Genomic DNA, 15,583 nt, shown 5'->3' with positions numbered 1-15,583 from the left:
AAGAATTGGGGTTACAATCAGATACACCAGTTATTTTGACATTGAGTCGTATTTCAATGGAAAAGAAAATCAGCCGTATTCTTGAAGCAATGCCAAAACTCACGGACTCAATCAAAGGGTTAGTTTTAATTGTGGCTGGGGATGGCCCTGATTTAAAAACATTACAAAATGAAGCTAAGGATTTAGGTGTGGCTGATTCAGTTAAATTTATTGGTGCAGTCTCTCATGAAAAGGTAGGCAGCTATTATCGAATGGCAGATTTATTTGTATCAGCTAGTGATACTGAAGCACAAGGTCTAACTTATATTGAAGCAATGGCGACAGGGACTAAATGTGTTGTTTTTAGTGGTGAATATACTGACAGATTATTTAACACACCAGAGTATGGTCGTACATTTACAGATCATGAAGAGATGTATCAAGAGATTGTCAACTATTTACAAGAAGGTCCAGGCAAAATTAAGCCAGAATTTTTAGAAGATAAACTGGAAGAAATATCAGCGGATACTTTTGGTGAAAAAATAGAAAAATTTTATCAAACAGTTATTGCAGACTATCAATTATCATAGTGGCGTAAGGAGTATACAAGTGATTAAAATTAATATGTTTTCGCATGCAGACTCAGTTCAAGGACAAGGAGTCGGTAGTGCGTATAAAGAATTGATTCGACTACTAGATCAACATTTAAAAGAGACATTTGACGTAACGATTAATCAAAAACAACCAGTAGACCTCACACATTATCACACCATTAATCCCTCTTTTTATTTGAATTCGTTCAGTCGTAAAAGAGGACGTAAAATAGGGTATGTTCACTTCTTACCTGAAACACTTGAGGGTAGTATTAAATTACCTTGGATTGCACGAAAAGTATTTTATAAATATGTGATTTCTTTTTATAAACGAATGGATCAAATTGTGGTCGTCAATCCAATTTTTATTGATAAACTCACACAATATGGTATTCCACGTGAAAAGATTAAATATATTCCAAACTTTGTGACAAAAGATGTGTTCTATGAAAAGACAGCTGAGCAAAAAGCTGAACTGCGAAAAGCTTACAACATTGACCAAGATAAGTTTGTCATTTTTGGTGATGGTCAGGTTCAACAACGAAAAGGTGTCTTAGATTTTGTTAAATTGGCTGAACAAAATCCTGATTTACAGTTTATTTGGGCAGGCGGATTTTCTTTTGGAAAAATTACAGATGGGTATGAACAATTAAACAAAGTGGTCAAAAATCCCCCCAAGAATTTGATTTTCACAGGGATTATCCCAAGAGACCAGTTGGTTGATTATCTGAACATGGCCAATCTATTCTTGTTGCCTTCATTTGATGAATTATTCCCAATGTCAGTACTAGAAGCATTTAGTACAGGAACCCCTGTTATGTTAAGAGATTTAGAATTGTATCGCGCCGTAATTGACGGTTACTATGAATCTTGTCAGGATGCCGATGAAATGCAGGCAAGAATTCGTGAATTAATTAATAACCAAGCACGATTAGATGAACTAAAATCTTTTTCTAGAACAGCTTCAGACCGCTATTCAGAAGAAAACTTAACGAAAATTTGGAAGCAATTTTATGAGGAACAATATGAAATTGCTAAAAAAAATAATCAAAGTAGAGGATAGCTGGACTTATGACTAGACAAAATAAATTATGGTTTGTGGGGATGCTACTGTTTGGATCGTTCATTTTTTGGCTAGAAGCCAAAGATGTGCCGTTCTCACATTTAGTAAATGCCACAAAGAATTTTAACTGGTTTTATTTAGCCATAGCCTTTTTATGTATGATTGTGGCGTACTACTTTGAGTCGTTAATCCTCAAAGTATTATTAATTGGCCGAGAAAAATCAAATTACTCGATGTGGCAATTTTATCGAATACCATTAGTACAGGCCCTATTCAACGCAATTACACCATTTTCATCAGGTGGACAGCCTGCTCAACTTTATGCGCTTTCAACTATGGGCGTGGAAGTTGGGAGAGCTAGTTCTTTATTGATGACTAAATTTATCATTTATCAGTTGGCTGTACTTGTGAACTTTATTTTGACGATGATTTTTGGGTTTCAATTAGTGGCACAACATTTTGGTGGACTAGCCTTTTTAATCTTATTTGGGTTTGTTATTCACGTGTTTGCTATTGTGTTTCTTCTATTAGTAATGTTTCAGTACCGATTTACAAAAGCAATGATGCACACTTTTTTAAATATCGGTGTTTACTTAATTGACAAGTTTTATGACTTTATTGGATTTCTTGTACGTTCAAAGACCGAAAAACTGTCAAGTTTGAAAACGAAACTTCAAGACAAAAAAGTAAAATGGGAAGAAGCAGTCGATGAAAAAATTGATACTTTCTATAATGAAGGACAACATTTAAAAAACGAAAAGAAAAAAGTGATGTGGGCAGTATTGTACACAATGCTCCAGTTGATTGTTTTTTATTTAATACCTTACTTTGTTTTACTTGCACTTGGTGTACAAGCAAATGTGATGACAGTTATCTTTATGCATATTATGATTGTCATGATTACTTCTATTTTTCCTTTACCAGGGGGAGCAGGAGGAGCCGAGTATAGCTTCAAGATGTTATTTTCAACATTTGGCTTGGCTCAACCTCAGCTCGTTTTAGCCTTGTTCTTATGGCGTTTTATCACCTATTACTTAGGGATGTTTCTGGGAGCCTGTGCCTTCTTGTACAAGAAGAAGTCATAGTGCTTCTTTTTTTATAGAAAAATAGGAAAAAAGGTTGACCCATAGAAACAGGGATGCTATTATATTCTTTGTCGTTGAAAAGCGATAGCTAAGCAACTTAAACAAATTTGAAAAAGATTTAAAAAAGAGTTGCAAAGCGAAAGAGAACATGGTATATTAATTAAGTCGTCAAGTTGAGCGATAAGTTATTGATTCATAAGAAAAAAATAATTTAAAAAACTTCTTGACACTGATTAACAGCTTTGATATAATAGAGAAGTTGTTAAACAAGTAGACCTTTGAAAACTGAACAAAGTTTCGCATAAATGTGTGGGGGTAATTAACCCCAAGCAATGAGCGAAGTCAATTCGCTAGTAAGTTTTAAAAAGAGCAAGTCAAACAATCTTAAAATGAGAGTTTGATCCTGGCTCAGGACGAACGCTGGCGGCGTGCCTAATACATGCAAGTCGAACGAGTTTGCTCTTATGATGGTAGTGCTTGCACTACTTGACTAAGAATCCAAACGAGTGGCGGACGGGTGAGTAACACGTGGGTAACCTACCCTAAAGCGGGGGATAACATTTGGAAACAGATGCTAATACCGCATAACAATAAGAATCGAATGTTTCTTATTTGAAAGATGGTTTCGGCTATCACTTTAGGATGGACCTGCGGCGTATTAGCTAGTTGGTAAGGTAATGGCTTACCAAGGCGATGATACGTAGCCGACCTGAGAGGGTGATCGGCCACATTGGGACTGAGACACGGCCCAAACTCCTACGGGAGGCAGCAGTAGGGAATCTTCCACAATGGACGAAAGTCTGATGGAGCAACGCCGCGTGAGTGAAGAAGGGTTTCGGCTCGTAAAACTCTGTTGTTAGAGAAGAAAGATAGTAAGAGTAACTGTTTATTATTTGACGGTAACTAACCAGAAAGCCACGGCTAACTACGTGCCAGCAGCCGCGGTAATACGTAGGTGGCAAGCGTTGTCCGGATTTATTGGGCGTAAAGCGAGCGCAGGCGGCTAATTAAGTCTGATGTGAAAGCCTTCGGCTTAACCGGAGAAGTGCATTAGAAACTGATTAGCTTGAGTGCAGAAGAGGAGAGTGGAACTCCATGTGTAGCGGTGAAATGCGTAGATATATGGAAGAACACCAGTGGCGAAGGCGACTCTCTGGTCTGTAACTGACGCTGAGGCTCGAAAGCGTGGGTAGCAAACAGGATTAGATACCCTGGTAGTCCACGCCGTAAACGATGAGTGCTAAGTGTTGGAGGGTTTCCGCCCTTCAGTGCTGCAGCTAACGCATTAAGCACTCCGCCTGGGGAGTACGACCGCAAGGTTGAAACTCAAAGGAATTGACGGGGGCCCGCACAAGCGGTGGAGCATGTGGTTTAATTCGATGCAACGCGAAGAACCTTACCAGGTCTTGACATCTTTTGACCACCTAAGAGATTAGGTTTTCCCTTCGGGGACAAAATGACAGGTGGTGCATGGTTGTCGTCAGCTCGTGTCGTGAGATGTTGGGTTAAGTCCCGCAACGAGCGCAACCCTTATTACTAGTTGCCAGCATTAAGTTGGGCACTCTAGTGAGACTGCCGGTGACAAACCGGAGGAAGGTGGGGATGACGTCAAATCATCATGCCCCTTATGACCTGGGCTACACACGTGCTACAATGGATGGTACAACGAGCAGCGATACCGCGAGGTTTAGCTAATCTCCTAAAACCATCCTCAGTTCGGATTGCAGGCTGCAACTCGCCTGCATGAAGCTGGAATCGCTAGTAATCGCAGATCAGCATGCTGCGGTGAATACGTTCCCGGGCCTTGTACACACCGCCCGTCACACCATGAGAGTTTGTAACACCCGAAGCCGGTGAGGTAACCTTTTGGAGCCAACCGTCTAAGGTGGGACAAATGATTAGGGTGAAGTCGTAACAAGGTAGCCGTAGGAGAACCTGCGGCTGGATCACCTCCTTTCTAAGGATATACGGAAACACACATCTGAAACTTTGTTTAGTTTTGAGAGGTTTACTTCTCAAAATGGAGCATAATGGATTGGGCCTATAGCTCAGCTGGTTAGAGCGCACGCCTGATAAGCGTGAGGTCGATGGTTCAAGTCCATTTAGGCCCATTTAACTAAATAGTTAATAAACCTGGGGGTTTAGCTCAGCTGGGAGAGCGTCTGCCTTGCACGCAGAAGGTCATCGGTTCGATCCCGTTAACCTCCATAGACAACGAAAGTTGTCGGTTGAACATTGAAAACTGAATATGATTTAAGAACCAAAAGCCGAGGTTATCGAAAAGATAATCAAACACCGCGTTTTTAAGAGTAAATTAAAGAGAAATCACAGGTTAAGTGATAAAGGGCGCATGGTGAATGCCTTGGCACTAGGAGCCGATGAAGGACGGGACAAACACCGAAATGCTTTGGGGAGTTGTAAGTAAGCTTTGATCCAGAGATATCCGAATGGGGGAACCCACTAAGAGTAATCTTAGTATCTGTATGTGAATACATAGCATGCAGGAGGAAGACGCGGGGAACTGAAACATCTCAGTACCTGCAGGAAGAGAAAGAAAAATCGATTTCCTGAGTAGCGGCGAGCGAAACGGAAGAAGCCCAAACCAAGAAGCTTGCTTCTTGGGGTTGTAGGACTACAATAACGGACTTAAATAAGATAGAAGAATGAGTTGGGAAGCTCAGCCAAAGAAGGTGACAGCCCTGTATTTGAAATCTTGTTTATACCAAAGTAGTATCCTGAGTACGGCTGGACACGAGAAATCCAGTCGGAATCCGGGAGGACCATCTCCCAAGGCTAAATACTCCCTAGTGACCGATAGCGAACCAGTACCGTGAGGGAAAGGTGAAAAGCACCCCGGGAGGGGAGTGAAATAGATCCTGAAACCATGTGCCTACAAGTAGTCAAAGCCCGTTAATGGGTGATGGCGTGCCTTTTGTAGAATGAACCGGCGAGTTACGTTATGATGCAAGGTTAAGTTGAAGAGACGGAGCCGAAGCGAAAGCGAGTCTGAATAGGGCGAATAAGTATCATGATGTAGACCCGAAACCAAGTGACCTATCCATGTCCAGGTTGAAGATGCAGTAAAATGCATTGGAGGACCGAACCCACGTACGTTGAAAAGTGCGGGGATGAGGTGTGGATAGCGGTGAAATTCCAAACGAACTTGGAGATAGCTGGTTCTCTCCGAAATAGCTTTAGGGCTAGCCTTGGAGTAAAGGATCGTGGAGGTAGAGCACTGTTTGGACTAGGGGCCCGTCAAGGGTTACTGAATTCAGATAAACTCCGAATGCCATTGATCTATATCCAGGAGTCAGACTATGAGTGATAAGATCCGTAGTCGAAAGGGAAACAGCCCAGATCACCAGTTAAGGTCCCAAAATTTATGCTAAGTGGAAAAGGATGTGGCATTGCGTAGACAACTAGGATGTTGGCTTAGAAGCAGCCATTCATTTAAAGAGTGCGTAATAGCTCACTAGTCGAGTGACGCTGCGCCGAAAATGTACCGGGGCTAAGCATAATACCGAAACTGTGGATGTGTTATTTATAACACGTGGTAGGAGAGCGTTCTAAGGGCGAAGAAGGTAGATTGTAAGGACTGCTGGAGCGCTTAGAAGTGAGAATGCCGGTATGAGTAGCGAAAGATAGGTGAGAATCCTATCCGCCGAAAGACTAAGGTTTCCTGGGGAAGGCTCGTCCTCCCAGGGTTAGTCGGGACCTAAGATGAGGCCGAAAGGCGTAATCGATGGAAAACAGGTTGATATTCCTGTACTATGATGCATTGTTTGAACAATGGAGGGACGCAGCAGGCTAAACGAATGTGCGAATGGAAGAGCACGTCCAAGCAACAAGTTTTATTATGAGTCAAATGCTTATAATTATACGGATGAGTTGTGATGGGGAGCGAAATTAAAGTAGCGAAGTCGTTGATGTCACACTGCCGAGAAAAGCTTCTAGTTAGATGTATTGTACCCGTACCGCAAACCGACACAGGTAGTCGAGGAGAGAATCCTAAGGTGAGCGAGTGAACTCTCGTTAAGGAACTCGGCAAAATGACCCCGTAACTTCGGGAGAAGGGGTGCTGATTTTAAATCAGCCGCAGTGAATAGGCCCAAACAACTGTTTATCAAAAACACAGGTCTCTGCTAAATCGAAAGATGACGTATAGGGGCTGACGCCTGCCCGGTGCTGGAAGGTTAAGAGGAGAGCTTAGCGTAAGCGAAGGTTTGAATTGAAGCCCCAGTAAACGGCGGCCGTAACTATAACGGTCCTAAGGTAGCGAAATTCCTTGTCGGGTAAGTTCCGACCCGCACGAAAGGCGCAATGATTTGGGCACTGTCTCAACGAGAGACTCGGTGAAATTATATTACCAGTGAAGATGCTGGTTACCCGCGACAGGACGGAAAGACCCCATGGAGCTTTACTGTAGCTTGATATTGAGTATTTGTGAAACATGTACAGGATAGGTAGGAGTCGAGGAAGTGAGAACGCTAGTTTTCATGGAGACATTGTTGGGATACTACCCTTGTTTTATGAATCCTCTAACTTTTGACAATTATCTTGTCAGAGGACAGTGTCAGGTGGGCAGTTTGACTGGGGCGGTCGCCTCCTAAAGTGTAACGGAGGCGCCCAAAGGTTCCCTCAGAATGGTTGGAAATCATTCGCAGAGTGTAAAGGTATAAGGGAGCTTGACTGCGAGACCTACAAGTCGAGCAGGGACGAAAGTCGGGCTTAGTGATCTGGTGGTACCGCATGGAAGGGCCATCACTCAACGGATAAAAGCTACCCTGGGGATAACAGGCTTATCTCCCCCAAGAGTTCACATCGACGGGGAGGTTTGGCACCTCGATGTCGGCTCGTCGCATCCTGGGGCTGTAGTCGGTCCCAAGGGTTGGGCTGTTCGCCCATTAAAGCGGCACGCGAGCTGGGTTCAGAACGTCGTGAGACAGTTCGGTCCCTATCCGTCGCGGGCGTTGGAAATTTGAGAGGAGCTGTCCTTAGTACGAGAGGACCGGGATGGACATACCGCTGGTGTACCAGTTGTTCTGCCAAGGGCATCGCTGGGTAGCTATGTATGGACGGGATAAGCGCTGAAAGCATCTAAGTGCGAAGCCCCCCTCAAGATGAGATTTCCCATTCCTTTAAGGAAGTAAGACACCTCAAAGATGATGAGGTCGATAGGCTAAGAGTGGAAGTATAGCGATATATGGAGCGGATTAGTACTAATCAGTCGAGGACTTAACCAAGTTAAGCGGTGGGTTTTTGGAAAATAAATCATATTCAGTTTTGAGTGTTCAACACTCAAGGTAAATAAAAGTGTGGTGGCGATAGCAAGAAGGTTACACCTGTTCTCATGCCGAACACAGAAGTTAAGCTTCTTAACGCCGAAAGTAGTTGGTGGGTAACTACCTGCGAGGATAGGAAGTTGCCACGCTTTTTTTATTCCGGTTTAGCTCAGTTGGTAGAGCACTTGACTGTTAATCAAGCTGTCGTCAGTTCGAGTCTGACAACCGGAGTTGAACTTAACAAGTTAAAAGAGCATAATCGTATTAATTATGATTATGCTCTTTTTTTATACCAGATGTTAGACTGCTTTATCCTATATTGATATCTGAAAATTCTCAAAAATAAAAGTCAGGTACTGGTGATAAATAAATGCACTGTTTAATACTAGTTTTGATATATCTAAATTCACTGACATCTGTCGTGAGTTAAAGTAGTGCGGATTATGCTCATTTGATTTTTGGATGACTAAGACGTGACTGTAAAGCTTGTTGGCATAACAACTCCCATCTTTTAGCTAGTTTTAAAAATTGTACTAGTAGTCGAGATATTAAAATAAAGTGCTTTTTAGATAAGTTAATAGATGTCTTTTTTGAAAGTCTAACACCTTTTAATAATATTATATTGTAGTTCAACTTTGGGTACTAACATTGATTACTAAGCTCTTTTATAATGAAAAAGCTAAACTATTGTTATTCCATTAAAGGTATTAGTTATTTTGTTATTAATGATGTATACTTATAAAAACTTAATTCAATCCGTAAATAAGTAAAGCATAAGCTAGAGGATATGTAACGTTACGGTTTATAATATGATGTTTAAACAATTATGGTTGACTGCCTTCATGAGTCATAAAAAATAAGGTTACCAACTAGTTAGTTGGTAACCTTATTTTAGTTTGATAATTACTTAACGTTTAGCATCCATAAGAAGATCATGAAGACAACAGCTAAGCCGTACATAATTGGTGAAACTTCTTTACCACGTTTAGCAGCAAGCATTGTTACAGGGTAAACAACCATACCTAATGCTAATCCATCTGAGATAGAGTAAGTTAGTGGCATACCAATAATAATCAAGAAGGCAGGAACAGCGATTTCTAGTTTGTCCCACTCGATTTTGGCTAATGAACTTGCCATTAATGTACCCACAATAATTAATGCAGGAGCTGTTACTTGGTTAATAATAACAGCTAGCAGTGGTGAGAAGAACAGACTTAAGATGAACATAATACCGGCTACAATAGCCACAACACCTGTACGACCTTTAGCAGCAATACCTGCTGAAGATTCAACATAAGCTCCAACTGGAGATGTTCCAAGTAGAGAACCTACCATCATCGCAACTGAGTCAGACATCAAAGCACTACCGACACGAGGCATTTTGTTATTTTTCATAAAGCCGGCTTGTTCAGCAAGACCCACCAAAGTACCTGCTGTATCAAAGAAGGTTACTAATAAGAAGGTCAAGACAACAATAGCTAACTGTAAGGTATTAATATTACCGATGTGAGCAAGTGCCACACCAAATGTTGGGGCTAGACTTGGCGGTGTTGCGACAATTGAACTAGGAAGTGCAATTAAGCCAGTTGCCATTCCTAAAATAGCACTTAGAACCATACCAATAAAAACAGCACCTTTGACATTTCTAACCATCAAGATAACGGTAACTAAAAGACCAAAAATAGTAATCCATGTTGTAGGAGTTGTTAAAGATCCTAAAGCCACTAAAGTTGAGTCACTTTTTTCAATTAACCCACCGTTTTTAAGTCCGATAAAGGCAATAAACATTCCGATACCAGCTGAAATAGCTTGTTTGATATTACCTGGGATAGCATCAATAATTTTTTCACGTAATCTAAAAATTGTGATTAAAAGAAATAGAATTGAAGCAATAAATACACCTGCAAGAGCAGTTTCCCAAGGAATTTTCATTCCAATAACAACGGTATAAGCAAAGAATGCATTAACACCTAAAGCTGGTGCCGAGGCGAATGGGTAACGAGCAAATACCCCCATCAAAATACAACCTAAAGCACTTGCTAAAGCCGTAGCTGTGAAGACAGCTCCTTTATCCATACCAGCGTCACCTAGGACGTTAGGGTTTAAAAATAGAATGTAGGACATGCTGATAAAAGTCGTTAAACCAGCAATAATTTCGGTTTGCCAGCTTGTTTTAAATTTATCAAACATGAAATAAGATTTAACTTTATCCATATTTTCCTCCGATTGCGAAGTCTAATGTTCGCTTTTTTATTTTTAAAATCATATACTAATATCTTAACACTTTCTTAAACGTTTGAAAACCAAACATTATCATCGAAAACAAAAAAAGCGTACGAAAAAAGACTAATCTGATGATTAGTCTTGATCTAATGTTTTCAATTTATCTTTAATAAGTTGAATTACAGTTTGTCGGTCTTGTTCATTTGCGATGAAATCGTACTTATCACCATCGATTACCATTTTTTCAGAATAATGATAATTTGAATACCAAGGCTGATAATAGTCTAGTAAACGCTGATAGTAATCTTCAAGATCAGGATTTTGATCAATTTGTTCATATGAACGGCCACGCTTTTTAATGCGTTTAATCATGGTTTCATAAGAGACACTAATATGAATTAACAAATCAGGGTGTTTTTTGGGCATGCCTTCAAGTTCTTCCATCATGTTGTCCAGTAATTCATTATATAAATCGACTTCAACTTCAGTTGCACGTCCCATATCTGCGTTCATTTGAAAGAATAAGGCATCTTCATAGATTGAGCGATCTAAAACATTATGACGATGTGATAATGCCTTTTTAATAGAAGCAAAGCGTTTATTTAAAAAGAAAATTTGTAATAAAAAAGCATATTTTTCTGGATTTTCATAAAATAACGGTAAAATAGGATTATCTTGCACTTCCTCAAAAAAAGGTGTTGTGCCAAGTTCATCGGCAATAATTTGGGTAAGGGTTGATTTTCCGGCACCAATGGCGCCACTTAGTACTAAAACGGTCATCACATTCCTTCTGTTCTGATTAATATTAATTTGAGAAAACATTATTTATCTTACCGCAAAATCTTCCAAAAATCAGCCTCAATTAATTAATAAGTTTTATTAAGGAAGTTAGTTGAAATTATGGCTTATGAAGCAGATTTGGTATAATAGAATTAAGGAGTGATATCATGAGAATTTTAGATTATCAAGGCGAAAAAATCAGTGAACTGGGTATTGGAACCTGGTACTTAGGCGAAGGTTCAGACCTTAAGACCGCTGAAGAAATAACAGCGATGAAGTATGCCTTAGATCGTGGTATTAATATGATTGATACAGCTGAGATGTACGGTAATGGTTCAGCTGAAGAACTCGTTGGAAAAGTTATCAAAGATTATAAACGTGAAGATTTATTTTTAACTTCTAAATTTTATCCTCATAATGCTTCAAAAGATGATATGAGACAAAGTTTAGAAGCTAGTTTAAAACGCTTACAAACCGATTATTTGGATACGTATATGCTACATTGGCGAAGTGAAGAGCCTCTTGAAGAAACTGTTGCAGGATTAAATGAACTGCAACAAGAAGGTCTCATTCGTCACTGGGGAGTGTCAAACTTTGATGTTGATGATATGAAAGAGTTACTGGCCGTTGAAGGTGGCGATAAAGTTGCCGCAAACGAAGTCTTATACAATATTGAATCAAGAGGTATTGAGTATGATTTAATGCCATTTCAAAAGGAAAAAGACATTGCTTTAGTTGGTTATTCACCATTTGGCTCTGGCTTTGGAGATTCAATTGCAATCACGAATAATTTAAAAGAGATTGCCGAAACTCATCAAGCTACCCCACACCAAATTTTACTCGCTTGGGTTATCCGTGATCACAATTTAATTACAATACCTAAAGCAGCTAAAGTAGGGCATATGCAAGAAAATATTGCCGCTACTGATATTGTTTTGTCACCAGATGAACTCGCTGCATTAGAGCAAGACTATCCAGCTCCTGATCGCAAAATGATTTTAAAAGTTATCTAAAAAAGACAAAATAAAAACGTCGCTAATTAATTAGCGACGTTTTTTTAGTGCGGGATATAAGATGAATCCGCTGATTAAAATAATAATAATGCCAACATATTTAAGTGTTAAATCATGTTTTTGACCTGTTTGAGGTAAGTTTGATGTTGGCTTATTAGAGCTTGATTGTGTAGTTGTTGATTGAGTTGTACTATTTGTCGTACTTGAGTCTGACTGGCTATTTTCAGACGATTGAGCGGATTCTTTATCTTGTGGAAGAGAAGAATCAGAATCACTTGATTGCGATGATTCGTTAGTACTTGATGAATCTAGTTGTGGTTGAGAAGATTCCTTGTCCTTATTGTTAGGAATAACAGAAGTATCTTCAGTTGTTCCACTTTGTCCCTTGTCATCATCTTTGTAATCATTATTTTCACCTGTGTTAGGGTCTTTTGATGAAGAATTAGCTTGTAAATTAATAACTTCATAGGTTAAGTTACCTGAATCTGTATCTGGAGCTCCTAGGTTAATTTCTTTTCCATTTTTCCATTCATCAGGTATTTTGTATTGACTATCAGTAGATATTTGCTTAATCAAATAATAACCGCTTTTCAAATCTTCCCATGAAATTGAACCCTTATCATCGGTATAAGCTTCAGAAGTAATACTATTATTATTTTCGACAAGAAGTTCAATTTTGAACTTGAATTTTTCGCCTACTAAAAGATTACCTTTATCATCTTTTAATATTAATTTTAAAAGACTATTCTTTCCGTTTACCTTCATATCTTGTGAAGTAGGAATTTGAACTTCTGCATGGTGTTCAGGTTCATAATAGTTAATGTTGTGATTATTATCACGGTAATAGAGTTTATAATTATTAGTAATTGGACTATTTAGAAAAATTGGAGATGTTCTATAAGTTATTTTATAAGGCTTTTCAATGGGATCTTCAAAAGTAATAATAAATTTATTAGAAGTCGGATCGTCTGGCCGTTCTTTTTCCACGCTATACTCATCATTATTAAGTTCCCGATTAACGGTAGTAGAATCTCCATTTTTATCAACATTAAGTTCTTCGACTGTAAAGTCATCATAGTAGACTAGTTGATTATTAGAAGGATCGTCAACGATTTTTGCATCAAAAAGTTTGGATTGTGACTTATTAAATTCGATAGTCCACTCGATTTCTTTGGTTGAGGGATTAAATACACCGGATTTATTAACAAATTGGCCTCTATTAGGTAGATTATAGGTATCATGTAGGAAAAGAGGATTTGAATTAGTGTTTGTTTTAACTTCATTAGTGATATATTTTCCGTTATCGATAATCATGTTATCTAAAGAAGCAGTCACTCTTAATAAGTAGATTTCATTAGATCCGTTATCAGGTGTAAAAGTAGCTTTTTTATCTGATATGGTGATGTTTTGGGTAATGCGTTCTTTATTTGATTCGTCAAGAGTCCCGTATTGATTTAAGTTAACTTTATAGACTTCAAAATTTGTAATTTTACCATCTGAGATTTGATCAATAATAGTTTGGGCTGGAAGAGTAAAACGACTAGGATTAATAACTGTATCCCAGGTAATTTCTCGACTTGATACATTAGGGTATCTGCTCATAAAGCCATCTTTAGATGTAGTATTGATTTTTAGTTGATCTCGACTACTTGTCTTTCTTGACGAATAATCATTTTTAGTAATTGTCGCAGTTGCTTGATTATAATCAAATTTATATTTTCTTGATTGATTTGTAACCTCTGTTTCATTTGTTTGACTTGAATCAAAATTGGTGTCATAGCATAAGAAGTATCTTGTAGATATATTAGTTCCATTAGTTGTGATACTTTTTCGGTCATTACTTATAGTTATTTTGAAAGAAGCACCGTCAGCACCAGTTACTTGATATTGATTTTGAGTATTGGGAATCGGTGTAGCTTGACGTCTTACTGAACCATATCTTAATACTAAATTGGGATTAGAAGCAATTGTAATTCCATTTGGTAGTGGGTTTTCAATATCGTATGTTTGATTATCATATCTATTTGTATTGATATCATAATGCCATGTTGCTATTCTTTGATTGTAATCGATATTCTCCTTTTCTTGTGCAAGAGCGAAAAACAAACTATTTCTAGTGGATTTGCTAATTGAGCGAGAGTCTGTAAGTGGTAAGTTAGATGATGATTGGGAAGGTTCAATATTTGGTGCTAAAGCCGTAGTACTTAGTTTAATAGAATTAGTATTATCTGGGATACCATAACTGTCCATGGTTGTTCGGTAGTTGATGATAATGCCATCGTCAGTTGGATTTGTCAAATGAACTGTTACTTTTGTCCCATCTTCATTAAAAGTAACGGTATAGTCTTTATTCTTAACTAGTCTAGTCTTATTACCATTGTTATTGGAAGTATCTCGTACAGATTCTACATAAAAGCCATTTTCGCTTAGTTTGTGAGCCTTTGGAGAATCAGCATCAGCAGATGTGATAATTGACATTTCTTGTACTGATTTGTGATTAAAATTGTATAGAGTTTGCCAGTAGTAGTTATTTTCATACATACTTTTATCGTTATTAACAATAAATGGGTCATAATTAACTACAAAGTCTGGACTTGTTGATTGTCCAAGCCGAAGACCTTCGGCTGACTTTAAAGTAATGGTCTGTTTAAATTGTTCAGTAGTAGATTCATTAGGAAGTTTGTTAGTATCGACATTAAAATTATAATCTACTTTTAGTACGTGCTCTGTATTTTTCAGTAACTTAATAGTTGTCCCATCAATACTGTAATCTGAGTCTTTCACTAAGGGCTTTTCAGCTCGATTTTCTGAACCATCAGCGTTCAAATAAACAGGTGTTACAACTATTGAATTGGAATCGGTTTGAAGAATAGAGCTAGACTCAGAAATAAGTGAAGCCCCTTGATAAAGTGTGTTTCTTGTTCGATTAATATAAGAAACTCCTCTGATACTTTGTAAGTTTTTAAAAGTGTTAGTAGTACTTTCAACAGTTGTAACTGGAAATAAGTTATTAGAAATACTGCTTCGCTTTTCTTCTTTTACCGGAATAGATCCATTTGGAAACTTCTCAAAAGAGATAGAAGAATTATTAGGAATATCGCCTTTGACTGTTCCTTTAGTCTTTAATACAGATGATAAGTTTTCAAACCTATCTAAATTTTTAGAAAAAGTAAAGGTTACTGTACCATCTTGTTTGATAGAATAAGAACCGAATGAAGGAGAGTTACCGATACTTCCGCCACCAGGTGTATAGCTAATATTTTCAGGTAGTTTGAAAGAAAACTGATAGGTTTTACCTTCGTAATCACTAGGTCGATTCCATGACCAATTATATTCAAAATGTATCTGATCATTTGGATGAAATTCTTTAACACTTGAATTAAAATTGAGTGTTTGACCATCTCTAGAAGCAGAATAAGATTCTGGAGTCATCTTAACATCAGCTGTTTCAGTTGTTTCTGCACTAACATTAATTTGAGTGAGTGGGACTAAATAGCCCAAAGTTAATACAGCAATCATTAAAACGTTAATTATATAAGTTAATTTATTTTTCAAGAATATTTTT

At 38.3% G+C, this 15,583-nt stretch carries 7 protein-coding genes, 3 tRNA genes and 3 rRNA genes (1 of these 13 running past the window's edge); 10 read left to right on the top strand and 3 right to left on the bottom strand.

What is annotated here, in order from left to right:
• The 9 genes from R4Y45_RS00925 to R4Y45_RS00885 form a co-directional block, all read left to right on the top strand.
• A protein-coding gene (locus R4Y45_RS00925; protein WP_339968365.1) for a glycosyltransferase family 4 protein crosses the window boundary here: on the top strand, positions 1 to 569 show its end. It extends 583 nt beyond the left edge of the window; 569 of the gene's 1,152 nt are visible here — the last part of the coding sequence; its start codon lies beyond the left edge, outside the window; it ends in the stop codon at positions 567 to 569.
• 19 nt (positions 570 to 588) lie between these two features.
• On the top strand, positions 589 to 1,635 hold the full coding sequence (locus R4Y45_RS00920; protein ID WP_339968363.1) for a glycosyltransferase family 4 protein: 1,047 nt from the start codon (positions 589 to 591) through the stop codon (positions 1,633 to 1,635).
• Positions 1,636 to 1,643: 8 nt separating this feature from the next.
• Entirely contained in the window at positions 1,644 to 2,720 is a 1,077-nt protein-coding gene (locus R4Y45_RS00915) for a lysylphosphatidylglycerol synthase transmembrane domain-containing protein (RefSeq protein ID WP_339968360.1), read from the top strand.
• 385 nt (positions 2,721 to 3,105) lie between these two features.
• A 16S ribosomal RNA gene (locus tag R4Y45_RS00910) occupies positions 3,106 to 4,677 on the top strand.
• Positions 4,678 to 4,757: 80 nt separating this feature from the next.
• Positions 4,758 to 4,831, top strand: a tRNA-Ile gene (locus tag R4Y45_RS00905).
• A gap of 24 nt (positions 4,832 to 4,855) precedes the next feature.
• Positions 4,856 to 4,928 (top strand) — tRNA-Ala (locus R4Y45_RS00900).
• A 122-nt stretch (positions 4,929 to 5,050) separates the two neighbouring features.
• Positions 5,051 to 7,963, top strand: a 23S ribosomal RNA gene (locus R4Y45_RS00895).
• 71 nt (positions 7,964 to 8,034) lie between these two features.
• A 5S ribosomal RNA gene (gene rrf, locus R4Y45_RS00890) occupies positions 8,035 to 8,151 on the top strand.
• The 16S, 23S and 5S rRNA genes sit together here with 3 tRNA genes alongside, the layout of an rRNA operon.
• Before the next feature lie 9 nt (positions 8,152 to 8,160).
• Positions 8,161 to 8,233 (top strand) — tRNA-Asn (locus tag R4Y45_RS00885).
• A gap of 672 nt (positions 8,234 to 8,905) precedes the next feature.
• On the opposite strand, the gene R4Y45_RS00880 is transcribed toward R4Y45_RS00885, so the two are convergent.
• Together R4Y45_RS00880 and R4Y45_RS00875 are read right to left on the bottom strand one after the other, a co-directional pair.
• Positions 8,906 to 10,216, bottom strand: a complete 1,311-nt coding sequence (locus R4Y45_RS00880) for an NCS2 family permease (RefSeq protein WP_339968358.1) — start codon at positions 10,214 to 10,216, stop codon at positions 8,906 to 8,908.
• Positions 10,217 to 10,360: 144 nt separating this feature from the next.
• Complete coding sequence (locus tag R4Y45_RS00875) at positions 10,361 to 11,005, bottom strand: deoxynucleoside kinase (protein ID WP_339968355.1); 645 nt, start codon at positions 11,003 to 11,005, stop codon at positions 10,361 to 10,363.
• A gap of 167 nt (positions 11,006 to 11,172) precedes the next feature.
• Between R4Y45_RS00875 and R4Y45_RS00870 the strand changes: the two genes are divergently transcribed.
• The gene (locus R4Y45_RS00870) at positions 11,173 to 12,018 is read left to right on the top strand and encodes an aldo/keto reductase (protein ID WP_339968352.1); all 846 of its coding nucleotides are present in this window, start codon (positions 11,173 to 11,175) and stop codon (positions 12,016 to 12,018) included.
• 30 nt (positions 12,019 to 12,048) lie between these two features.
• Here the strand turns inward: R4Y45_RS00870 and R4Y45_RS00865 are convergent, their stop codons facing one another.
• Positions 12,049 to 15,573, bottom strand: coding sequence for a collagen binding domain-containing protein (locus R4Y45_RS00865; protein WP_339968348.1), 3,525 nt, complete (start codon positions 15,571 to 15,573; stop codon positions 12,049 to 12,051).
• Positions 15,574 to 15,583 lie beyond the last annotated feature (10 nt).

This window comes from Holzapfeliella saturejae (assembly GCF_037546065.1).
Classification (GTDB): domain Bacteria; phylum Bacillota; class Bacilli; order Lactobacillales; family Lactobacillaceae; genus Holzapfeliella; species Holzapfeliella saturejae.
This window is presented reverse-complemented; position numbering and strand designations above follow the sequence as displayed.

Excerpts from the sequence above, each read along its gene's own strand:
- R4Y45_RS00870 (WP_339968352.1), top strand. The coding sequence starts at position 11,173 with ATGAGAATTTTAGATTATCAAGGCGAAAAAATCAGTGAACTGGGTATT.
- R4Y45_RS00915 (WP_339968360.1), top strand. The coding sequence starts at position 1,644 with ATGACTAGACAAAATAAATTATGGTTTGTGGGGATGCTACTGTTTGGA.
- R4Y45_RS00875 (WP_339968355.1), bottom strand. The coding sequence starts at position 11,005 with ATGACCGTTTTAGTACTAAGTGGCGCCATTGGTGCCGGAAAATCAACC.
- R4Y45_RS00880 (WP_339968358.1), bottom strand. The coding sequence starts at position 10,216 with ATGGATAAAGTTAAATCTTATTTCATGTTTGATAAATTTAAAACAAGC.